The sequence below is a fragment of the Streptomyces sp. NBC_00190 genome, assembly GCF_036203305.1.
GTDB lineage: Bacteria > Actinomycetota > Actinomycetes > Streptomycetales > Streptomycetaceae > Streptomyces.
Window position 1 is genome coordinate 4,622,212 of record NZ_CP108131.1, and the last position, 20,562, is coordinate 4,642,773.

The 20,562-nt window shown below is 71.0% G+C and carries 20 protein-coding genes; 14 read left to right on the forward strand and 6 right to left on the reverse strand.

Annotation, left to right across the window (positions count from 1 at the left end; genetic code table 11):
* Positions 1–82: 82 nt before the first annotated feature.
* On the reverse strand, positions 83–415 hold the full coding sequence (locus OG429_RS22345) for a DUF4190 domain-containing protein (RefSeq protein WP_328927068.1): 333 nt from the start codon (positions 413–415) through the stop codon (positions 83–85).
* 89 nt (positions 416–504) lie between these two features.
* Between OG429_RS22345 and OG429_RS22350 the strand changes: the two genes are divergently transcribed.
* The 3 genes from OG429_RS22350 to OG429_RS22360 all read left to right on the forward strand — a co-directional run bounded on the left by OG429_RS22350 (position 505) and on the right by OG429_RS22360 (position 4,144).
* Entirely contained in the window at positions 505–2,226 is a 1,722-nt protein-coding gene (locus OG429_RS22350) for a serine/threonine-protein kinase (RefSeq protein ID WP_328930374.1), read from the forward strand.
* Between the two features lie 74 nt (positions 2,227–2,300).
* Positions 2,301–3,500, forward strand: coding sequence for a cyclic dehypoxanthinyl futalosine synthase (gene mqnC, locus OG429_RS22355; RefSeq protein ID WP_328927069.1), 1,200 nt, complete (start codon positions 2,301–2,303; stop codon positions 3,498–3,500).
* A complete protein-coding gene (locus OG429_RS22360; RefSeq protein ID WP_328927070.1) occupies positions 3,500–4,144 on the forward strand; it encodes an imidazolonepropionase-like domain-containing protein in 645 nt (214 codons plus the stop codon). The genes mqnC and OG429_RS22360 overlap by 1 nt, the downstream gene beginning before the upstream one ends.
* On the opposite strand, the gene OG429_RS22365 is transcribed toward OG429_RS22360, so the two are convergent.
* Complete coding sequence (locus OG429_RS22365; RefSeq protein WP_328927071.1) at positions 4,110–4,412, reverse strand: helix-turn-helix domain-containing protein; 303 nt, start codon at positions 4,410–4,412, stop codon at positions 4,110–4,112. The genes OG429_RS22360 and OG429_RS22365 overlap by 35 nt on opposite strands.
* Before the next feature lie 54 nt (positions 4,413–4,466).
* The gene (locus tag OG429_RS22370) at positions 4,467–5,390 is read right to left on the reverse strand and encodes a DUF3152 domain-containing protein (protein ID WP_328927072.1); all 924 of its coding nucleotides are present in this window, start codon (positions 5,388–5,390) and stop codon (positions 4,467–4,469) included.
* A 244-nt stretch (positions 5,391–5,634) separates the two neighbouring features.
* On the opposite strand from OG429_RS22370, the gene OG429_RS22375 reads away from it, so the two are divergent.
* Positions 5,635–6,327, forward strand: coding sequence for a demethylmenaquinone methyltransferase (locus tag OG429_RS22375; protein ID WP_328927073.1), 693 nt, complete (start codon positions 5,635–5,637; stop codon positions 6,325–6,327).
* Between the two features lie 18 nt (positions 6,328–6,345).
* The gene (locus tag OG429_RS22380) at positions 6,346–7,257 is read left to right on the forward strand and encodes a glutaminase (RefSeq protein WP_328927074.1); all 912 of its coding nucleotides are present in this window, start codon (positions 6,346–6,348) and stop codon (positions 7,255–7,257) included.
* A gap of 219 nt (positions 7,258–7,476) precedes the next feature.
* Here the strand turns inward: OG429_RS22380 and OG429_RS22385 are convergent, their stop codons facing one another.
* Positions 7,477–8,007: a GNAT family N-acetyltransferase gene (locus OG429_RS22385; protein ID WP_328927075.1), complete on the reverse strand. Its 531-nt coding sequence runs from the start codon at positions 8,005–8,007 to the stop codon at positions 7,477–7,479.
* 105 nt (positions 8,008–8,112) lie between these two features.
* Between OG429_RS22385 and OG429_RS22390 the strand changes: the two genes are divergently transcribed.
* A complete protein-coding gene (locus OG429_RS22390) occupies positions 8,113–9,396 on the forward strand; it encodes a geranylgeranyl reductase family protein (RefSeq protein WP_328927076.1) in 1,284 nt (427 codons plus the stop codon).
* 38 nt (positions 9,397–9,434) lie between these two features.
* On the opposite strand, the gene OG429_RS22395 is transcribed toward OG429_RS22390, so the two are convergent.
* The gene (locus OG429_RS22395) at positions 9,435–9,698 is read right to left on the reverse strand and encodes a hypothetical protein (RefSeq protein ID WP_328927077.1); all 264 of its coding nucleotides are present in this window, start codon (positions 9,696–9,698) and stop codon (positions 9,435–9,437) included.
* A gap of 236 nt (positions 9,699–9,934) precedes the next feature.
* The gene (locus OG429_RS22400) at positions 9,935–10,780 is read right to left on the reverse strand and encodes a C40 family peptidase (protein WP_328927078.1); all 846 of its coding nucleotides are present in this window, start codon (positions 10,778–10,780) and stop codon (positions 9,935–9,937) included.
* Positions 10,781–11,535: 755 nt separating this feature from the next.
* Here OG429_RS22400 and OG429_RS22405 point away from each other — a divergent pair.
* From OG429_RS22405 to nuoH, 8 genes are read left to right on the forward strand one after another with little or no spacing between them, the layout of a single operon-like run.
* On the forward strand, positions 11,536–11,895 hold the full coding sequence (locus tag OG429_RS22405; RefSeq protein WP_328927079.1) for an NADH-quinone oxidoreductase subunit A: 360 nt from the start codon (positions 11,536–11,538) through the stop codon (positions 11,893–11,895).
* A gap of 15 nt (positions 11,896–11,910) precedes the next feature.
* Positions 11,911–12,465, forward strand: coding sequence for a NuoB/complex I 20 kDa subunit family protein (locus tag OG429_RS22410; protein WP_328927080.1), 555 nt, complete (start codon positions 11,911–11,913; stop codon positions 12,463–12,465).
* The gene (locus OG429_RS22415) at positions 12,462–13,196 is read left to right on the forward strand and encodes an NADH-quinone oxidoreductase subunit C (protein WP_328927081.1); all 735 of its coding nucleotides are present in this window, start codon (positions 12,462–12,464) and stop codon (positions 13,194–13,196) included. The genes OG429_RS22410 and OG429_RS22415 overlap by 4 nt, the downstream gene beginning before the upstream one ends.
* On the forward strand, positions 13,196–14,551 hold the full coding sequence (locus OG429_RS22420; protein ID WP_328927082.1) for an NADH-quinone oxidoreductase subunit D: 1,356 nt from the start codon (positions 13,196–13,198) through the stop codon (positions 14,549–14,551). Before OG429_RS22415 ends, OG429_RS22420 begins: the two co-directional genes overlap by 1 nt.
* Complete coding sequence (gene nuoE, locus OG429_RS22425) at positions 14,548–15,297, forward strand: NADH-quinone oxidoreductase subunit NuoE (RefSeq protein WP_328927083.1); 750 nt, start codon at positions 14,548–14,550, stop codon at positions 15,295–15,297. The genes OG429_RS22420 and nuoE overlap by 4 nt, the downstream gene beginning before the upstream one ends.
* Positions 15,297–16,673: an NADH-quinone oxidoreductase subunit NuoF gene (gene nuoF / locus OG429_RS22430; protein WP_328927084.1), complete on the forward strand. Its 1,377-nt coding sequence runs from the start codon at positions 15,297–15,299 to the stop codon at positions 16,671–16,673. Before nuoE ends, nuoF begins: the two co-directional genes overlap by 1 nt.
* Entirely contained in the window at positions 16,670–19,189 is a 2,520-nt protein-coding gene (locus OG429_RS22435) for an NADH-quinone oxidoreductase subunit G (RefSeq protein ID WP_328927085.1), read from the forward strand. The genes nuoF and OG429_RS22435 overlap by 4 nt, the downstream gene beginning before the upstream one ends.
* Complete coding sequence (gene nuoH / locus OG429_RS22440; protein ID WP_328927086.1) at positions 19,186–20,559, forward strand: NADH-quinone oxidoreductase subunit NuoH; 1,374 nt, start codon at positions 19,186–19,188, stop codon at positions 20,557–20,559. The genes OG429_RS22435 and nuoH overlap by 4 nt, the downstream gene beginning before the upstream one ends.
* Positions 20,560–20,562: the final 3 nt, after the last annotated feature.

The following is a 20,562-nucleotide window of genomic DNA, read 5'->3' on the forward strand; positions in this document are numbered from 1 at the left end:
ATTCCTTTCCCGCTTTCCGCGCGCCCGGCAGTGGAATGCGGAAAGGAATGCAATGCCCGCCACCGGCGCCGCCGCGCGGGCGCTACGGGGTGTCCGCCAGCAGGCTCAGGCCGACGAGCAGCCCGAACGCGGCGGCGAAGGCCAGCAGCGTGACCAGGAGCATCACCCAGCCCCCGAGGACGCCCGCCAGGGCCATGCCCTTTCCGTCCCCCGACAGCCGTCGGGCCCGGAAGCGGCCCACATGCCCGGCCGGGATCGCGATCAGCGCGCACAGGAGGGCCAGGCCGATGGTGATCGGCGGATTGAGCCAGCCGATGGGCGTGGCGAAGTTCGCCATCGCGGCGAAGCTCCCCAGGGCGAAGAACGCGCTGATCTTGGCCGCCCGGTTCCTGCCGGGCAGGACCGCCTCGCTCATGTTCCGTTCCCCCTTCGCGGACGTACGACGCCGGACACCGTAACGCCCTAAGGTGCTGTCAAGGATCTTCCTGGGGGATGGGGGAAACGATGCAGCCGCTCGAAGCGGGCGAACCACGGACCATCGGCGCGTACCGGCTACTCGGCCGGCTCGGCGCGGGTGGCATGGGCCGGGTCTATCTGGGCCGCAGCGCGGGCGGCCGGACCGTGGCCGTCAAGATCGTGCACCCGCACTTCGCCGCCGACGAGGAGTTCCGGGCCCGGTTCCGCCGCGAGGTCGAGGCCGCCCGGCGGGTCGGCGGCGAATGGACCGCGCCCGTGCTCGACGCGGATCCGGAGGCCCCGGTGCCGTGGGTGGCCACGGGGTACGTGGCGGGCCCGTCCCTGGACCGGGCGCTGGCCGCGCACGGGCCGCTGCCCGAGGCCTCGGTACGGGCGATCGGCGCGGGGCTGGCCCGGGCCCTGGTGGCGGTGCACGGGCTGGGCCTCGTACACCGCGACGTGAAGCCGTCGAACGTGATGCTGACCCTCGACGGGCCCAGGCTGATCGACTTCGGGATCGCCCGGGCCACGGACGGCACGGCCTCGCTGACCTCCACCGGGGTCTCCGTCGGCTCGCCGGGCTACATGTCGCCCGAGCAGATCCTCGGCAAGGGGGTCACCGGGGCGGCCGACGTGTTCTCGCTGGGGGCGGTACTGGCCTTCGCGGCGACCGGGTGCCCGCCCTTCACCGGGGACAACTCGGCGACCCTCCTCTACAAGGTCGTCCACGAACCGCCCGAGCTCGGCGCGGTCCCGGCCGGGCCGCTGCGCGACCTGATCGAGGCCTGCCTGGCGAAGGCCCCCGCCGACCGCCCGGACCCGGCGGCCGTCGCGGCGGCCCTCGCCCCCGCCCTGGGCGCCCCGGGCTGGCTGCCCGCACCCCTGGTCGAGGAGGCCAGCCGGGCCGCGGTGGCCCTGCTCGACCTCGACGCCGGCCCCGCCGAAGCCGGGTTCGGGCCCCCGCCCGCCGCCGAGGCCCCGTCCGGGCCGGTGCCGTTCACGACCCCGTCGTACGGGGGCCAGGCCGCCGGGGCTTCGTACGGTCCTCCGGGCACGGGCGGCGGCCCGTACGCCCCCTACGCCCCCTACGCCCCTGCGGGCCCGTACGGCACGCCCGGCGGGACCGCCGGAGGTGTGCCGCAGCCGCGGACCGCGCCGGACGCCGGGCGGCAGGTCAGCGTCACCACGGCCGGGCGCCGCTTCAGCTGCACGCTCGTGCTGGCCGCCGCCGCGGTGCTGACCGGGCTCGTGGGCGGGCTGTACGGGATGGGGCTGCTGCCCGGGCAGGGGCAGGGAAAGGAGCGGGATCTGGCCGACGGCCACACCACCGCGTCGCCGCCCGCCGGGTCCCGGCCCACGGGGACGGCCACGGAGGTGCCCCCCGCCGCGACGCCGAGCGCGAGCGGGACCCGTACCGACGTCCCCAAGGAGCTCATCGGGACCTGGAAGGGCACCGTCACCACCAGCGCGCGTCTGACGACCGAGTTCGAGATCACCATCAAGGCCGGCAAGGTCGGTGAGGTCGTCGCCCGTGACAAGTCGATCATCCCCGTCCTCGGCACCGACTGCAGCGGCGACTGGAGGTTCGCCTCGGCGACCGACCGCTCCCTCGTCCTGGACACCTCCGCCGGACCCAACCCGGCGCCCGGCATCTGCTCCAACGGCTCCGCCAATGAGCGCTTCACCCTCAACGCCAACGGGACACTGCACTACAAGTCGGGCGACGGCCCGGCCGGAAACCCCGAGGGCGACCTGACCCGCAGCCCCTGATCGCCGCCGACGGCCCCTGGCGTAGGCTGGATCGGTCCGGACCTCTTGACACACCGCCGAAAGGTGACGCACCGGTGACCGACCAGGCCGCTCTCCAGTCTGTCCTCGACCGCGCCGCCGCAGGGGGCCGGATCACCAAGGAAGAGGCGCTCGACCTCTACCGCTTCGCGCCGCTGCACGCGCTCGGCCAGGCCGCCGACGCGGTGCGCCGCCGCCGTTACGCGGGCACCGAGCACATCGCCACGTACATCATCGAGCGGAACATCAACTACACGAACGTGTGCGTCACGGCGTGCAAGTTCTGTGCCTTCTACGCGGCCCCCAAGGACACGAAGAAGGGCTGGTCCCGCGACCTCGACGACATCCTGCGCCGGTGCGCGGAGACCGTGGAGCTCGGCGGCACGCAGATCATGTTCCAGGGCGGCCACCACCCGGACTACGGCGTCGAGTACTACGAGCACCACTTCTCCGCCATCAAGAAGGCCTTCCCGCAGCTGGTCATCCACTCCCTCGGCGCGTCCGAGGTCGAGCACATGGCCCGGATCTCGGGCGTCTCGGCGGAGGAGGCCATCAAGCGCATCCACGCCGCCGGTCTCGACTCCTTCGCCGGCGCCGGCGCCGAACTGCTGCCGGAGCGCCCGCGCAAGGCGATCGCCCCGCTCAAGGAGTCCGGCGAGCGCTGGCTGGAGATCATGGAGATCGCCCACGAGCTGGGCGTGGAGTCCACCTCCACGATGCTGATGGGCACCGGCGAGACCAACGCCGAGCGCATCGAGCACATCGCGATGATCCGGGACACGCAGGACCGTACGGGCGGCTTCCGCGCCTTCATCCCGTACACGTACCAGCCCGAGAACAACCACCTCAAGGGCCGCACCCAGGCGACGATCTTCGAGTACCTGCGCATGATCGCCATCGCGCGCCTCTTCCTCGACAACATCGCCCACATCCAGGGCTCCTGGCTGACCGTCGGCAAGGAGGCGGGCCAGCTCTCGCTGCACTACGGCGCGGACGACCTCGGCTCGATCATGCTGGAGGAGAACGTCGTCTCCTCGGCCGGTGCCAAGCACCGCTCCAACCGCCAGGAGATCATCGACCTGATCCGCAAGGCGGGCCGCACGCCGGCGCAGCGCGCGACGACGTACGAGCACCTCCTGGTGCACGACGACCCGGCGAACGATCCGGCCGACGACCGCGTCGTGTCGCACATCTCCTCCACCGCCATCGAGGGCGGTACCGCGCACCCCGAGCTGAAGCTCATCTCCACGAACTGATGCGCACGCTGCACACCGCCGAACTCCTCGTCCCGGGGCCGGGAGCCGCGCCGCTGCGCGACGGCGCGGTCCTGGTGGAGGGGGACCGGATCGAGGCGCTCGGCCCCTTCGCGGAGCTCGCCGCGCGGAACCCGCACGCGCGGGTCCGGCGCTGGCCCGGGGTGCTCACCCCGGGACTGCTGGTGCGCGGGGCGGACACGTTGCTGGAGCGGACGTACTACCCGGACGACCCGTACGAGACCGCCGAGCTCGGCTCCGAGCCGATCAGCGGGCCGGACGCGCTGGACGCCCTGAAGCTGACCGAGGCGCGCTGGGGCAACAGCGCCCGGCGCGGTACCCAGAAGCTGCTGGCCCGCGGGGTGGTGGCGGTCACCGGCCGCTTCGCGATCCCCGCGGTGCGCACGGCGGTGGTCCGCTCGGGGCTCACCGTCCTGCCGCCGGCGCCCTACGAAGGGCTGCCCGCCCTGGACCCCTTCGCCGGGCGGGAGAGCGCGGCGGACGCCTTCCACGGGGTCCTGGAGCCGGGCGCCCCGGCCCGCTTCGCGGTCTTCGCGGTGGCGGACGAGGCCGAACTGCGCTCCCGCGGCGCGACCACCTGCGTGGCCACGGTCATCGGAGGCCGCCTGCTCCACCGCCGCCGCTGATCCGTGTGTCCTGGTCCTGCCGGGCGAGGGCGGCGAGCACGCAGGCCTGCAGGCGGCTGATGCCGCCCAGTTTCGTGCGTATGTTGCCCACGTGGAACTTGACCGTGCTGACCGACAGTTGGAGCTCGGCGGCGAGCTCCGCGTTGGAGGCGCCGGTGGCCAGGCACAGGAACACGGCGGACTCCTGCTCCGTCAGCTGGGCGTGCGGCGGTCCGGCGGCGTCGTACGAGGGAAACCACGCGGGGACGTTGAAGCTGACGACGCGCACGGTTACCACTCCTCGCCCCCGGCCGGCCCATCCGATGGCCGGCTCTCCCTTTTGTTAAGGGACGTGCGGGCCGGACAGATAAGTTCCGTTCGCGTCGAACGGCCATGCGTTGGACTTGCATCCGAGCAGGCCCTTGATCTGCTGCATCATGGCGGGGGCCTGCTTGCCCGGGCCCGGGCAGGTCTCGTGCTCGTGGCCGAGTTCGTGCCCGACCTCGTGGTTGACGATCAGCGCCCGGTACTCCTCGACGGGGCCGCTGAACTGCGGTGATCCCTCATGCCAGCGCTTGAGGTTGACCACGACGGTGTGCCCGGCCCGGCAGTTGGTCTCGCCGATCAGCTCGGGGGTCACCACCTCGCACAGGCGGTCGGTGGTCGTGGGCGTCGCGATCTTCACGGTGAAGTCCACCGGCTCGCCCGGTCCGGCGAGCCGGAAGCCGTACGCCGGATCCTTGGTCCAGCCGCGCGGGTCCGCGAGGATCGCCTCGACGGAACGGGCGGCGGAGTCCGGGTCGACCCCGCTGCCCTCCTCGACCTCGATCCGCCAGCGGAGGGCGGGCCCCTTGCCGTGGGCCTTGCCGGAGGCGCCGGAGGCCTGGAAGGTGCCCGGCCCGGAGGCGGGCACCGACGTGGAGGGCGCCGCGGGACTGGGGGAGGCGGGTGTGGGCGAGGCCGGGGCCTGATGCGAGGGGGAGCCGGACCGTGTCGCCGGGTCGGGCGAGCGTCTGCCGCCCTGCGCGGCCGCGTCCGAGCCCTCGGCGGATTCCCCGTCCTGCTGGTCGGGCCGGGCAGCCACCGGCCGGCCGTCCGCCGACGTACCCGCATCGTCGCCCGGTGCCAACGCGTACGCGGTCGCCGAGACCGCGACGAGGGCCGCCGAACCGAGGATGATCGTACGCCGCAGCCGCTTGCGCCGCTCGGCCCGGCGCTGCGCGCGCGGGCTGAGGCGGGAGCGACCGGTGGAATGGCCTGCCGGCATCGTGAAGCCCTTTGCTCGTGGCGGCCGACACGGATCCGGCCGCTGGTCAGGGCCATGATCCAATGGGTGGCCGTCACCTGGCCGCACCACCCCCAGTCAACGGTCCCAGGGGCCCCGGGCGTAACTGTCCTTCGGGCCAGTTGTCCGGTTCCATCCGGTCGTGGGGCGTGTCTCCCCGGTCGGGCACGGCCTGAGAGGATGGGCCCGTACCCGCCGATCCGCACACACCGAGGGGCGAACACCAGTGACAAGGGCTTCCCTGGACAAGCAGCCGCACGAAGTCGCCTCCATGTTCGACGGGGTCGCGGCGAACTACGACCTCACCAACGACGTCCTCTCGCTCGGCCAGGCCCGGCTCTGGCGCAAGGAGGTCGCCAAGGCGGTCGGCGCGCGCCCCGGGCACAAGGTCCTCGACCTGGCCGCCGGGACCGCCACCTCCTCGCTGCCGTTCGCCGCGACCGGCGCGTACGTGGTCCCCTGCGACTTCTCGCTGGGCATGCTGCGGGAGGGCAAGAAGAAGCACTCCTGGCTGCCGCTGACCGCCGGGGACGCGACGAAGCTGCCCTTCAAGGACGGCGTCTTCGACACCGTGACGATCTCCTTCGGGCTGCGCAACGTCCAGGACACCGACACGGCGCTGCGCGAGCTGTACCGGGTGACCAAGCCCGGCGGCCAGGTCGTCATCTGCGAGTTCTCGCAGCCCACATGGGCGCCCTTCCGCACGGTCTACACCGAGTACCTGATGCGGGCCCTGCCGCCGGTCGCCCGCGCGGTCTCGTCCAACCCCGACGCGTACGTGTACCTCGCCGAGTCCATCCGCGAGTGGCCCGACCAGCCCGCGCTGGCGGGGCTGCTGCAGAAGGCCGGCTGGTCCAAGGTGGCCTGGCGCAACCTCAGCGGCGGCATCGTGGCGCTGCACCGGGGCATCAAGGGCTGATCTGTGGACGCTGCGCCCATGAACTACGCCGGGCTGCTGGAGCAGATCGCGGCCGACATCGCCCCGCTGGTGGGCAGCGGCACCCCCGCCGAGTACATCCCGGCGCTCGCGTCCGTGGATCCCGGGCAGTTCGGGATGGCGATCGCCGACCTCGACGGCAACGTCTTCGGGGTCGGTGACTGGCAGGTCCCCTTCTCCGTCCAGTCCATCACCAAGGTCTTCGCGCTCGCCCTGGCGCTGGCCGAGGGCGGCGACGCGCTGTGGGAGCGGGTCGGGCGGGAGCCCTCCGGCAACCCGTTCAACTCGCTCGTGCAGCTGGAGTACGAGAACGGCATCCCGCGCAATCCGTTCATCAACGCGGGTGCGCTGGTGGTCACGGACCGGCTCCAGACGCTGACGGGTGACGCGAGCAGCGAACTGCTCGGCTTCCTGCGGGCGGAGAGCGGCAATCCGGACATAGGGTTCGACGCCGAGGTCGCGGCCTCCGAGCAGGAGCACGGTGACCGCAACGCGGCCGTCGCCCACTTCATGGCCTCGTACGGGAACATCGACAACCCGGTGCCGGCGCTGCTGGAGCACTACTTCTGGCAGTGCTCGATCGAGATGACCTGCGCGGACCTTGCCCGCGCCGGGCGCTTCCTCGCGCGGCACGGGCTGCGCGCGGACGGGTCGCGGCTGCTGACGCGCAGCGAGGCGAAGCAGATCAACGCGGTGATGCTGACCTGCGGGACGTACGACGCGGCGGGCGAGTTCGCGTACCGGGTGGGCCTGCCGGGCAAGAGCGGCGTCGGCGGCGGCATCGTGGCGGTCGTCCCGGGCCTGTGCGTGCTGGCGGTCTGGAGCCCGGGCCTGGACGCCCACGGCAACTCGGTGGCGGGCGTGGCGGCCCTGGACCGTTTCACGACCCTGACGGGCCTGTCGGTGTTCTAACGGGCTCTGCTGCGCCGGTGCCGGTGCCGGTGCCGGTGCCGGGGTGGGGTGCCGGCCGGGACTGCATGATTTATGGCGCCCTGGGCCGTGCTTCGGCCCTTGCTGGCCTGGCACGCGCCACACATCACGTTTTACGTCCCGGCCGGCACCCCACCCCGTCCCCGTCCCCGGCCAACCCGTCGGGCCCGCTTCAACACGGCGTCGTCCAGCGCCCGTCGGCTACTCGCCCTGGAGGGAGATCTCGTAGCGGCGGCCGTAGCGGGTGCCGCTCGGGAGGAGGAAGCGGTCCGCCAGGGTCATGCCCAGCCGTTCGGCCACGGCTATCGAGCGGACGTTCTCGTCGTTGATCATCGCCACGACGTGGGGGAGACCGGCCTCCCGGACCCGGTCGAGCGTGGCGAGCGCGGCGGCGTACGCGTACCCCTGCCCCCAGAACCGGCGGCCCAGCCGCCAGCCGATCTCGATCTCGCCGACCGGCCCCCACACCCTCTCCTCGGGCCACGGCTGCGCCCCGGTGAAGCCGATCACCGTGCCTTCCCCGTCCAGCAGGGTCCACAGGCAGTAGCCGAGCCGTGCGTCGTGCAAGCGCTGGCGCGCGGTGAGCTCCTCGTACAGCGACAGCTCGGCGGGACCGCCGAGGAACTCCATGACTTCGGGGTCGTCGAAGACGCGGTGCCAGGCGCGCGCGTCCTCGTCGGTGGGCACGCGGAGCTGTACGGCGGGGAGCGGCCGGGTCGGCGAGGTGGTCATCGGGGGCAGCCCTTCGGTTCGCGATCTCTCTCGCTGCATAGACTGCACATGTCCGGTGCCGCCCGGCACCCTTTATCGAGTATCGAGCCTTCGGGAGACCCCGCAGTGACCGAGCCCCTCTCCGAACACTCCGCGGACGTGATCGTCGTCGGGGCCGGGCCCGCCGGCTCGACCACCGCCTACTACCTCGCCAAGGCCGGACTGGACGTCCTGCTGCTGGAGAAGACGGCTTTCCCGCGCGAGAAGGTGTGCGGTGACGGGCTGACGCCTCGCGCCACCAAGCAGCTCGTGGCGATGGGCATCGACATCTCCGAAGAGGCCGGCTGGCTCCGCAACAAGGGCCTGCGCATCATCGGCGGCGGACAGCGGCTCCAGCTGGACTGGCCGGAACTCGCCTCCTTCCCGGACTACGGACTCGTCCGCAAGCGCGACGACTTCGACGAGATCCTGGCCCGCCAGGCGCAGAAGGCCGGTGCCCGGCTGTACGAGCGCTGCAACGTCGGCGAGCCGGTCCGCGACCCGCGCACCGGGCACATCACCGGCGTGCAGGCGAAGATGGGCGAGGAGAAGACGCCCGTCACCTTCCACGCCCCGCTGGTCGTCGCCGCCGACGGCAACTCCTCCCGGCTGTCCCTCGCCATGGGCCTGCACCGGCGCGAGGACCGCCCGATGGGCGTCGCCGTCCGTACGTACTTCACCTCGCCCCGGCACGACGACGACTACCTGGAGTCGTGGCTGGAGCTGTGGGACCGGCGCGGTGCGCAGGACCGGCTGCTGCCCGGCTACGGCTGGATCTTCGGCATGGGCGACGGCACGTCCAACGTCGGCCTCGGCATCCTCAACTCCTCCTCGGCCTTCAAGGAGCTGGACTGGCGCGAGGTCCTCAAGGCCTGGTGCGCGTCCATGCCGGAGGACTGGGGCTACACCCCCGAGAACATGACGCACCCGATCCGCGGCGCGGCCCTGCCGATGGCCTTCAACCGGCAGCCGCACTACACCAAGGGCCTGCTGCTGGTCGGTGACGCGGGCGGCCTCGTCAACCCGTTCAACGGCGAGGGCATCGCCTACGCCATGGAGTCGGGCCAGATCGCGGCCGACGTCATCGTGCAGGCCCACGCCCGGGCCACCCCGGCCCAGCGCGAACTGGCGCTGCACAACTACCCGAAGGTGCTCAAGGAGACCTACGGCGGTTACTACACGCTGGGCCGTGCCTTCGTGAAGCTGATCGGCAACCCGAAGGTCATGAAGATCGCGGCGCAGCGCGGCCTGACCCACCCGGTGCTGATGAGGTTCACGCTGAAGATGCTGGCCAACCTGACCGACCCGACGGGCGGCGACGCGATGGACCGCATCATCAACGGCCTCTCGAAGGTGGCTCCGAAGGCCTGACAGGCCCTGGCCGGCACAACGGGCGGGCCGGGCGGGGGTTACCCGCCGCGGCCCGCTTCCGTTTCCGCGTCCGCGCCGCCGTGCACGGTACGCACGCACTTGGCCAGCAGCACCAGACCGCACAGCAGCAGCGCCCCCGAGGCGCTCCAGCCGAGCCCGAGGGTGAGGGCACTGCCCGGCTTGTGCCAGGGGCGGGCGGTGGTCAGCAGCCAGCCGCCGACGCCGAGGAGGCCGAGCCCGAGCGCGGCCGGGCCGGCGGTCGGGTCACCGGCGCCGTGGTAGACGTACGGCTTCAGGTTCACGGGACGACCACCTCCAGGTCGAACGGTGAGAACGCACCACCGCCGACTTCATCTTCGCAGGGCTTCGGCCGGTTCGGCACGGGCCGCCCGCCAGGCGGGACGGAGCCCGGCCGGCAGTCCCGGGAGCGGCCCGGCGGGCCTCGCCCGAGGAACGCCGAAGGGCCAGCACTCCACCCCCGAGCGGGGGAGTGCCGGCCCTTCGTACATTTTGGACGGTTCAGCCCATACGGCTCAACTCAGAGGACGCGGACGGCGCCCGTCGGCTTGTCGTAGCTGAGGTTGCGCTCGACGATGCCCGTGCTGGGGTTCTGCGCGCCGACGAACTTGCCGCCGCCGACGTAGATGGCGACGTGGTACGCGCTGCCACGGGAGCCCCAGTACAGGATGTCGCCCGGCTGCAGGGCGCTCAGCGAGACCGAGGTGCCCGCGGAGGACTGGGCCTGGGACACGCGCGGCAGGGAGATGCCGGCCTGACGGTACGCGGCCTGGACGAGGCCCGAGCAGTCGAACGAGGACGGGCCGGTACCGCCCGACACGTACGCCTTGCCGACCTGCGCGCGGGCGAAGTTCACGATGGCGGCGGCGGAGCCGGTCGCCGGGGCGGCCACGGAGGCGCCGGAGCCGTCGCTGGGGGTCGCGCTGGAGGACGACTTGGTCGACAGCGTGGTGCGGGCGGAGGCGCGGGTCGCGCGCTCGGCCTCGGCCTTGCGAGCCGCCTCTTCCTGGGCCTTCTTCTCGTCGTCGGCCTTCTGCTGGGCGTCTTCCTTGGCCTTCTTCGCCTCGGCGGCGGCGCCGGTGCGGGCGCTCTCCTCCTGGGCGGTCAGTTCGCCCGCAACGGCCGCGGCACGGGTGTTCTCCGCGGCCGTGGTGACGGCGGAGGAGACCTCGGCGGCCAGGTCCAGGTTGAGGACCGGCATTTCGAGCGTCGTCTCGGCCACGGGCTCGGCGGACGGGGACGCGCTCGCGGTGCCGGCCATGGCCAGGGTGCTGAGGACGCCACCGGCAACTCCGGCGCGGACCGCGAGCTTCGAGGCGCTGCGGCGGGGCTTCCGGTGGCTGGGTATGTGAGCGGTGGTGGACATGAGAACAACCGCTATCAGGGTGTCCGGGTTCCCTTCAAGAAACGTGGGCTGCGCCACAGTTGTGCGCGAAAGGCGCTAACCGGGCGCGCCGCACTCCTTATTGACGCCGTAACGGGCGAAACGGACAGGCCTTCACAAGGCTGTGATCATGGGTTATCGACAATAAGTCCGAATTGATCCTTGACCTACCATCTCGCCGCACAGATGGCCAAGCCCCCTTTCGGAAGCGTCAATTCAGAGTGGCGCAGGTCACAGGAGCGTCACGTTGTGCGGACGCTGTGGCCTGTCCGTGATCCCGCCGTGAACTCCCCGGCCGGTTCGTGAACGGATGCACGCGGCCGACGGCTCCCCAGGGGTCGCGTCTGCCCCGCGTCCACCTCCGTACACGTGGGCTCCCCCGACCGGGCGACGCCGATCCCCTTATCACTCCAGCGCTGCCGTCACCAATTTGCCTGCAAAGGCCACCATTTGGTAATGCACGACCCCTCCTACCTGCGGTAACGGGGTCAGATGTCACCTTTGGTGATCATGTGGATGCTTCGCGTATGAAGATCACCACTCATCGGACTTCATGATCGTTCGCCAGGTGGTGGAGATCACAAACTCGTTGTTGTAACCCGTGTCGCAGATCACAGAGGAGCAGGCATAAGATGCGCACCAGTCCGGCTTGTGAACTGCCTCACATGCGAGCGAGGCGGGGCACTCGGCGCCGGCAGCGGTCCAACGGTCAAGGACGACTGGAAGGAGCGAGGAGCGTGAATGCGTACGCACCCATCCTCGTGCTCGGCGCCCTCGGCGCAGGGTTTGCGATCTTCTCCGTGGTCATGGCCACGCTGATCGGCCCAAAACGGTACAACCGGGCAAAGCTTGAGGCATACGAGTGCGGCATCGAGCCGACTCCGGTGCCGGTTGGCGGCGGTCGCTTCCCCATCAAGTACTACCTGACGGCGATGCTCTTCATCGTCTTCGACATCGAGGTTGTCTTCCTCTACCCCTGGGCCGTCACCTTCGACTCCCTGGGGATCTTCGGGCTCGTCGAGATGCTGCTCTTCGTGCTCACCGTCTTCGTCGCCTACGCCTACGTCTGGCGCCGCGGCGGCCTGGAATGGGACTGAGGGGCTGAATTTTCCATGGGACTGGAAGAGAAGCTGCCGAGCGGCTTCCTGCTGACCACCGTCGAACAGGCCGCGGGGTGGGTGCGCAAGTCATCCGTCTTCCCCGCGACCTTCGGCCTGGCGTGCTGCGCCATCGAGATGATGACCACCGGAGCGGGCCGGTACGACCTGGCCCGCTTCGGCATGGAGGTCTTCCGCGGCTCGCCGCGCCAGGCCGATCTGATGATCGTGGCGGGCAGGGTCAGCCAGAAGATGGCGCCGGTGCTGCGGCAGGTGTACGACCAGATGCCCGCTCCCAAATGGGTCATCTCCATGGGGGTTTGCGCATCTTCAGGCGGAATGTTCAATAACTACGCGATTGTCCAGGGCGTCGACCACATCGTCCCCGTGGACATCTACCTGCCCGGCTGCCCGCCGCGCCCCGAGATGCTGCTGGACGCGATCCTCAAGCTCCACCAGAAGATCCAGGGCTCCAAGCTCGGCGTCAACAGGGAAGAAGCGGCCCGCGAGGCGGAGGAGGCGGCCCTCAAGGCCCTCCCCATCATCGAGATGAAGGGGCTGCTCCGGTGAGTGAGACCCGCGAACCCAACCCCGACAAGGAACTCAGCCGCCAGAACCTGCCCGGCCAGCGCGGAGACCACGGCGAGGAGGTACGCGTCCAGCGCGGCATGTTCGGCGCCCAGAACGGCGGCGACACCTCCGGCTACGGGGGCCTCGTGCGCTCCGTACGCCTGCCCGGCGCGACCAGCCGCCCGTACGGCTCCTACTTCGACGAGGTGGCCGACGAACTCGAAGGCGCCCTGGAGGAGCAGGACCTGGTCCCCGAGAACGCCATCGAGAGGACGGTGGTCGACCGGGGCGAGCTCACCCTCCACATCGCCCGCGAGCACCTCGTCCGGGTCGCGGGCATCCTGCGCGACGACCCCGCCCTGCGCTTCGAACTCTGCACCGGCGTCTCCGGCGTGCACTTCCCGCAGGACAAGGGCCGCGAGCTGCACGCCGTCTACCACCTGCGCTCGCTCACCCACGGCCGCGTCCTGCGCCTGGAGGTGTCGGTACCGGACAGCGACCCGCACGTCCCCTCGCTCGTCTCCGTCTACCCGACCAACGACTGGCACGAGCGCGAGACGTACGACTTCTTCGGCCTGATCTTCGACGGGCACCCGGCCCTCACCCGGATCATGATGCCGGACGACTGGCAGGGCTTCCCGCAGCGCAAGGACTACCCGCTCGGCGGCATCGCCGTCGAGTACAAGGGCGCCCAGATCCCGGCTCCCGACCAGCGGAGGTCGTACAGCTGATGTCCCCTACCTCGAACCACGCGGAAAACCACGCCTCCGCCGACCACGCCTCCGCGCGCGAGACGACCGAGGGCACCGTGTACACCGTCACCGGCGGCGACTGGGACGAGATCGTCCAGTCCGCGGCCAAGGCCGACGACGAGCGGATCGTCGTCAACATGGGTCCCCAGCACCCGTCCACCCACGGAGTGCTCCGGCTGATCCTGGAGATCGACGGCGAGACGGTCACCGAGGCCCGCTGCGGCATCGGCTACCTGCACACCGGCATCGAGAAGAACCTCGAATTCCGGAACTGGACGCAGGGCACCACCTTCGTCACGCGCATGGACTACCTGACGCCGTTCTTCAACGAGACGGCCTACTGCCTCGGCGTCGAGAAGCTGCTCGGCATCACCGACCAGATCCCGGACCGCGCCACCGTCATCCGCGTCCTGCTGATGGAACTCAACCGGATCTCCTCCCACCTGGTGTGCATCGCCACCGGCGGCATGGAGCTGGGCGCGACCACGATCATGATCTACGGCTTCCGCGACCGCGAGCTGGTCCTCGACATCTTCGAGCTGATCACCGGCCTGCGCATGAACCACGCGTTCGTCCGCCCCGGCGGCCTCGCGCAGGACCTGCCCCCGGGCGCCGTCGACCAGCTGCGCGAGTTCGTGAAGACCATGAAGAAGAACCTGCCGGAGTACGACAAGCTCGCCACCGGCAACCCCATCTTCAAGGCACGCATGCAGGACGTCGGCTACCTCGACCTCACCGGCTGCATGGCGCTCGGCGCCACCGGCCCGATCCTGCGCTCCGCGGGCCTGCCCCACGACCTGCGCAAGTCGGAGCCGTACTGCGGCTACGAGAACTACGAGTTCGACGTGCCGACCACCGACACCTGCGACTCCTACGGGCGGTTCCTGATCCGCCTGGAGGAGATGCGCCAGTCGTTGCGGATCGTCGAGCAGTGCCTGGACCGGCTGGCGGCGGGACCGGTCATGGTCGCCGACAAGAAGATCGCCTGGCCGGCGCAGCTGGCGATGGGCCCGGACGGCCTCGGCAACTCGCTCGACCACATCAAGAACATCATGGGCACCTCCATGGAAGCCCTCATCCACCACTTCAAGCTGGTGACCGAGGGCTTCCGGGTACCGGCCGGGCAGGCGTACAGCGCCGTCGAGTCGCCGAAGGGCGAGCTCGGCGTGCACGTCGTCTCTGACGGAGGCACCCGCCCGTACCGGGTCCACTTCCGCGACCCGTCCTTCACCAACCTGCAGGCCATGGCCGCGATGTGCGAGGGCGGCCAGGTCGCCGACGTCATCGTCGCCGTCGCCTCCATCGACCCCGTGATGGGAGGCGTCGACCGATGACCGACATCCAGTTGGGGATGCCCCAGCTTCCCGCCCCCGACTTCCCGGCCGAGGTGCGCGCCCGGCTCGAAGCGGACGCGCGGGAAGTCATCGCCCGCTACCCCGACAGCCGCTCCGCGCTGCTGCCCCTGCTGCACCTGTGCCAGTCGGAGGAGGGCCACGTCTCGCGCACCGGCATCCGCTTCTGCGCCGACGTACTGGGCCTGACCACGGCCGAGGTCACGGCGGTGGCCACCTTCTACACGATGTACCGGCGCAGGCCCTCCGGGGACTACCAGGTCGGCGTCTGCACGAACACCCTGTGCGCGGTGATGGGCGGCGACGCCATCTTCGAGGAGCTCAAGGAGCACCTCGGGGTCGGCAACAACGAGACCACCCCGGACGGCAAGGTCACCCTGGAGCACATCGAGTGCAACGCGGCCTGCGACTTCGCGCCCGTGGTGATGGTCAACTGGGAGTTCTTCGACAACCAGACGCCCGAGTCCGCCAAGGCCATGGTCGACGACCTGCTGGCGGGCCGCGAGGTCTCGCCGACCCGGGGCGCGCCGCTGTGCACGTACAAGGAGACGGCCCGGATCCTGGCCGGCTTCCCGGACGAGCGCGAGGGCGCGGTCGAGGCCACCGGCGGCGCCGGCCCCGCCTCCCTGATCGGGCTGCGCATCGCCCGCGGGGAGTCCACCCACACCCCGATCGTGCACCCGCGTGGCGAAGCCCCTGGCGAGACCACCAACGAGGGAGGGGAGTGATGACCGTGTCGTCTGAACTGAGCAATGGGGGCGCTTCCCGGCCGCACGCCGGCGGAGGGACGAGCCCGGACAAGCTCCTCGCACCCGTCCTGTCGGCGTTCTGGGACGAGCCCCGGTCGTGGACGCTGGAGACGTACCGGCGCCACGAGGGCTACGAAGGGCTGCGCAAAGCCCTCGCGATGACCCCGGACGACCTCATCGCCTACGTGAAGGACTCGGGTCTGCGCGGACGCGGCGGCGCGGGCTTCCCCACCGGAATGAAGTGGCAGTTCATCCCGCAGGGCGACGGAAAGCCGCACTACCTCGTCGTGAACGCGGACGAGTCGGAACCGGGAACCTGCAAGGACATCCCCCTTCTCTTCGCCAACCCGCACTCCCTCATCGAGGGAATGATCATCGCCTGCTACGCGATCCGGTCGCAGCACGCCTTCATCTACCTGCGCGGCGAGGTGGTGCCGGTCCTGCGGCGCCTGCACGAGGCGGTGCGCGAGGCGTACGAGGCCGGTTACCTCGGGAAGGACATCCTCGGGAGCGGGCTCGACCTCGACATCACGGTGCACGCGGGGGCGGGCGCGTACATCTGCGGCGAGGAGACGGCTCTGCTCGACTCCCTCGAAGGCCGGCGCGGTCAGCCCCGGCTGCGTCCTCCCTTCCCTGCCGTCGAGGGGCTCTACGCGTGCCCCACTGTCGTCAACAACGTCGAGTCCATCGCCTCGGTTCCCGCGATCCTGAACAAGGGCAAGGACTGGTTCAAGGCGATGGGGACGGAGAAGTCCCCCGGCTTCACGCTGTATTCGCTCTCCGGGCACGTGGCCGGCCCCGGCCAGTACGAGGCCCCGCTCGGGATCACCCTGCGCCAGTTGCTCGACATGAGCGGCGGGATGCGGCCCGGACACCGGCTGAAGTTCTGGACTCCGGGCGGCTCCTCCACCCCGATGTTCACGGACGAGCACCTGGACGTCCCGCTCGACTACGAGGGCGTGGGCGCGGCCGGCTCGATGCTCGGCACCAAGGCCCTCCAGTGCTTCGACGAGACGACCTGCGTGGTGCGGGCCGTCACCCGGTGGACCGAGTTCTACGCCCACGAGTCCTGCGGCAAGTGCACCCCGTGCCGCGAAGGAACGTACTGGCTGGTCCAGCTGCTCCGCGACATCGAGGCCGGCAAGGGCGTCATGTCCGACCTCGACAAGCTGAACGACATCGCCGACAACATCAACGGCAAGTCCTTCTGCGCGCTGGGCGACGGTGCGGCCAGCCCGATCTTCTCCTCGCTCAAGTACTTCCGCGAGGAGTACGAGCGGCACATCACGGGCAAGGGCTGCCCTTTCGACCCCAAGAAGTCGACCCTCTGGGCTGACACGGAGGTGAACGCATGACCGTCGCCAGTAACGCTGCCGCCGGTGGCGGAGGGGCCGCGGGGCGGCCGAAGGACGCCGAGAACGCAGTGTCCCTCACCATCGACGGCGTCGAGCTGTCGGTCCCCAAGGGCACCCTCGTCATCCGGGCGGCCGAGCAGCTCGGCATCGAGATCCCCCGGTTCTGCGACCACCCCCTCCTCTCCCCGGCCGGCGCCTGCCGCCAGTGCATCGTCGAGGTCGAGGGCCAGCGCAAGCCGATGGCCTCCTGCACGATCACCTGCACCGACGGCATGGTGGTCAAGACGCAGCTCACCTCCGAGGTCGCCGACAAGTCCCAGCGCGGGGTGATGGAGCTGCTGCTCATCAACCACCCGCTGGACTGCCCGGTCTGCGACAAGGGCGGCGAGTGCCCCCTGCAGAACCAGGCGATGTCCCACGGCAACGCGGAATCGCGTTTCGAGGGCAAGAAGCGCACCTACGAGAAGCCCGTCCCGATCTCCACGCAGGTGCTGCTGGACCGCGAGCGGTGCGTGCTCTGCGCGCGCTGCACCCGCTTCTCCAACGAGATCGCCGGCGACCCGATGATCGAGCTCCTGGAGCGCGGCGCGCTCCAGCAGGTCGGCACCGGCGAGGGCGACCCGTTCGAGTCGTACTTCTCCGGCAACACCATCCAGATCTGCCCCGTCGGCGCGCTCACCTCCGCCGCGTACCGCTTCCGCTCCCGCCCCTTCGACCTCGTCTCCTCCCCGAGCGTGTGCGAGCACTGCGCGGGCGGCTGCGCGACCCGGACCGACCACCGCCGCGGCAAGGTGCTGCGCCGGCTGGCCGCGGAGGACCCCGAGGTCAACGAGGAATGGGTCTGCGACAAGGGCCGCTTCGGGTTCCGGTACGCGCAGCAGCGGGACCGGCTCACCACCCCGCTCGTGCGCAATGCCGCCGGGGTCCTGGAGCCGGCGAGCTGGCCCGAGGCGCTGGAGGCCGCGGCGAACGGGCTGGCCGCGGCGCGCGGCCGGGCCGGAGTGCTGACCGGCGGCCGGCTCACCGTCGAGGACGCCTACGCGTACTCCAAGTTCGCCCGGGTGGTGCTCGACACCAACGACATCGACTTCCGGGCCCGCGTGCACAGCGCGGAGGAGGCCGACTTCCTGGCCGCCACCGTGGCCGGCACCGGCAAGGATCTCGGGGGCGGCACGGGCGTCACGTACACCTCGCTGGAGGCGGCGCCCGCGGTGCTGCTCGTCGGCATCGAGTCCGAGGAGGAGGCGCCGGGGGTCTTCCTGCGGCTGCGCAAGGCCCACCGCAAGCACAAGCAGCGGACCTTCGCCCTCGGGCCCTTCGCCACCCGCGGCCTGGAGAAGGCGGGCGGCACCCTGCTGGCCTCCGCTCCCGGCACCGAGCCCGAGTGGCTCGACGCACTCGCCTCCCGTACCGGCCTGGAGGCCGGCGGCGCGGAGGCCGCCGACGCGCTGCGCGAGCAGGGCGCCGTCATCGTCGTCGGGGAGCGCCTCGCAGGGGTGCCCGGCGCGCTGACCGCCGCCGTACGGGCGGCCACCGCGACCGGGGCCGCCCTGGTGTGGATCCCGCGCCGGGCCGGTGAGCGCGCGGCCGTCGAGGCCGGGGCGCTGCCGTCGCTGCTGCCCGGCGCCCGTCCGGCCACCGACCCGCGGGCGCGTGACGAGGTCGCCACCGCCTGGGGCCTGGACGAACTCCCGCACCGCTACGGCCGCGACACCGGCCAGATCGTCGAGGCCGCCGCCGGGCGCGAACTGTCCGCCCTGCTGGTGGCAGGCGTCGAGGTCGCGGACCTGCCGGACCCGGCCCGCGCCCGGATCGCACTCCAGGAGGCCTTCGTGGTCTCCCTGGAACTGCGGCCCGGCGAGGTCACCGACCACGCCGACGTGGTCCTCCCGGTCGCCGCGGTGGCCGAGAAGGCGGGCACCTTCATCAACTGGGAGGGCAGGCTCCGGCCGTTCGAGGCCGCGCTCAAGCCCGACCAGATGACCCGCCGGCTCGCCCCCGCCGACGCCCGCGTGCTGCACATGCTCGCCGACGCGGCCGACCGGCCGATCGCGCTGCCCGACGTACACGCCGTGCGCCGGGAGCTCGACGGCCTCGGTCCGTGGACCGGGGAGCGCGCCGCCGAGCAGTCCGCGGACACCGCGGCGCTGCCCCGCCCGGGAGCGGGCGAGGCGGTCCTCGCGGGCCACCGGCTCCTCCTCGACCAGGGCAGGCTCCAGGAGGGCGACGACGCCCTGGCCGGTACCCGGCACGAGGCGAACGCCCGGCTCTCGGCGGCCACGGCCGCCGAGACGGGCGTCAAGAACGGGGACGTCCTCGCGGTCACCGGCCCGGCCGGCTCCGTGGAACTCCCGCTCCGGATCACCGAGATGCCCGACCGGGTGGTCTGGCTCCCGCTGAACTCCACCGGCTCGGGCGTCCTCGCCGACACCGGTGCCCGCCCGGGCACCCTCGTACGCATCGGCCCGGCGACCCCGGCCGGAGCGGGCGACACCACTGCGGAGGTGGGCGCGTGAACGCGGTACACGGTGATCTCGTACAACTTGCCGCCGAGGACCTGTCCCTGTTCGGCAAGGACGTCTGGTGGCTGGTCGTCGTCAAGGCGGTGTTCTGCTTCGCCTTCCTGATGGTGACCGTGCTCTTCTCCATCGTGTGGGAGCGCAAGGTCGTCGCCTGGATGCAGCTGCGCATCGGCCCCAACCGGCACGGGCCCTGGGGCCTGCTCCAGTCGCTCGCCGACGGCGTCAAGCTGATGCTCAAGGAAGACATCATCGTCAAGCGGGCCGACAAGGTCATCTACGTCCTGGCCCCGATCATCGCGGCGATCCCGGCCTTCATGGCCATCGCGGTGATCCCCTTCGGCCCGCCCGGCGACGAGGTCTCCATCTTCGGCCAGCGCACCACGATGCAGCTGACCGACCTGCCCATCGCGATGCTCTACATCCTCGCGGTGGCCTCGGTCGGCATCTACGGCATCGTGCTGGCGGGCTGGTCCTCCGGCTCGACGTACCCGCTCCTCGGCGGCCTGCGCTCCTGCGCGCAGATGATCTCCTACGAGATCGCGATGGGCGTCGCCTTCGCCTCGGTCTTCCTCTACTCCGGGTCGATGTCGACCTCGGCGATCGTGGAAGCCCAGGCGGACCGCTGGTACATCGTCCTGCTGCCGGTGTCCTTCATCATCTACGTCGTCACGATGGTCGGCGAGACGAACCGCGCCCCCTTCGACATGCCGGAGTCCGAGGGCGACCTGGTCGGCGGCTTCAACACCGAGTACTCGTCCATCAAGTTCGCGCTGTTCATGCTCGCCGAGTACGTCAACATGGTCACCGTCTCGGCGGTCTCGGTCACCCTCTTCCTGGGCGGCTGGCGTGCCCCGTACCCGATCAGCCACTTCTGGGAGGGCGCGAACCACGGCTGGTGGCCGATGCTCTGGTTCGTCCTCAAGGTCCAGCTGCTGCTGTTCTTCTTCATCTGGCTGCGCGGCACGCTGCCCCGCGTGCGCTACGACCAGCTGATGAAGCTCGGCTGGAAGGTCCTGATCCCGGTCTCCGTGGTCTGGCTGATGATGGTCGCCACCGTCCGGGCGCTGCGCAACGAGGCGTACGACTTCAGCGAGATCGTCCTGTACGTCGGCGGCGCCGTCGTGGCGGTGCTGCTCCTCTCCTTCGTCGCGGACATCTTCCGCGACAAGCGCGAGAAGGCCTCCGCCGAGGAGGCCGGCAAGGCCGCTGCGGCCGAGCCCTTCGACCCGCTGGCGGGCGGATTCCCCGTCCCGCCCAAGCCGGGCCAGCACCTGGCACCCGTACCGCGCCGACAGCCCCGCGGAGAGCGAGAGCTGATTGTCAGTGGCGGAGCGAATACTGACAGTGACCGAGAGGAGGGTTGAGAC

Coding starts and splice junctions, on each gene's coding strand:
- OG429_RS22360 (WP_328927070.1), top strand. CDS start 3,500: ATGCGCACGCTGCACACCGCCGAACTCCTCGTCCCGGGGCCGGGAGCC.
- OG429_RS22400 (WP_328927078.1), bottom strand. CDS start 10,780: ATGTCCACCACCGCTCACATACCCAGCCACCGGAAGCCCCGCCGCAGC.
- nuoE (WP_328927083.1), top strand. CDS start 14,548: ATGACCGACATCCAGTTGGGGATGCCCCAGCTTCCCGCCCCCGACTTC.
- nuoF (WP_328927084.1), top strand. CDS start 15,297: ATGACCGTGTCGTCTGAACTGAGCAATGGGGGCGCTTCCCGGCCGCAC.
- OG429_RS22385 (WP_328927075.1), bottom strand. CDS start 8,007: ATGACCACCTCGCCGACCCGGCCGCTCCCCGCCGTACAGCTCCGCGTG.
- OG429_RS22350 (WP_328930374.1), top strand. CDS start 505: ATGCAGCCGCTCGAAGCGGGCGAACCACGGACCATCGGCGCGTACCGG.
- OG429_RS22370 (WP_328927072.1), bottom strand. CDS start 5,390: ATGCCGGCAGGCCATTCCACCGGTCGCTCCCGCCTCAGCCCGCGCGCG.
- OG429_RS22410 (WP_328927080.1), top strand. CDS start 11,911: ATGGGACTGGAAGAGAAGCTGCCGAGCGGCTTCCTGCTGACCACCGTC.
- OG429_RS22435 (WP_328927085.1), top strand. CDS start 16,670: ATGACCGTCGCCAGTAACGCTGCCGCCGGTGGCGGAGGGGCCGCGGGG.
- OG429_RS22380 (WP_328927074.1), top strand. CDS start 6,346: ATGAACTACGCCGGGCTGCTGGAGCAGATCGCGGCCGACATCGCCCCG.
- OG429_RS22345 (WP_328927068.1), bottom strand. CDS start 415: ATGAGCGAGGCGGTCCTGCCCGGCAGGAACCGGGCGGCCAAGATCAGC.
- OG429_RS22420 (WP_328927082.1), top strand. CDS start 13,196: ATGTCCCCTACCTCGAACCACGCGGAAAACCACGCCTCCGCCGACCAC.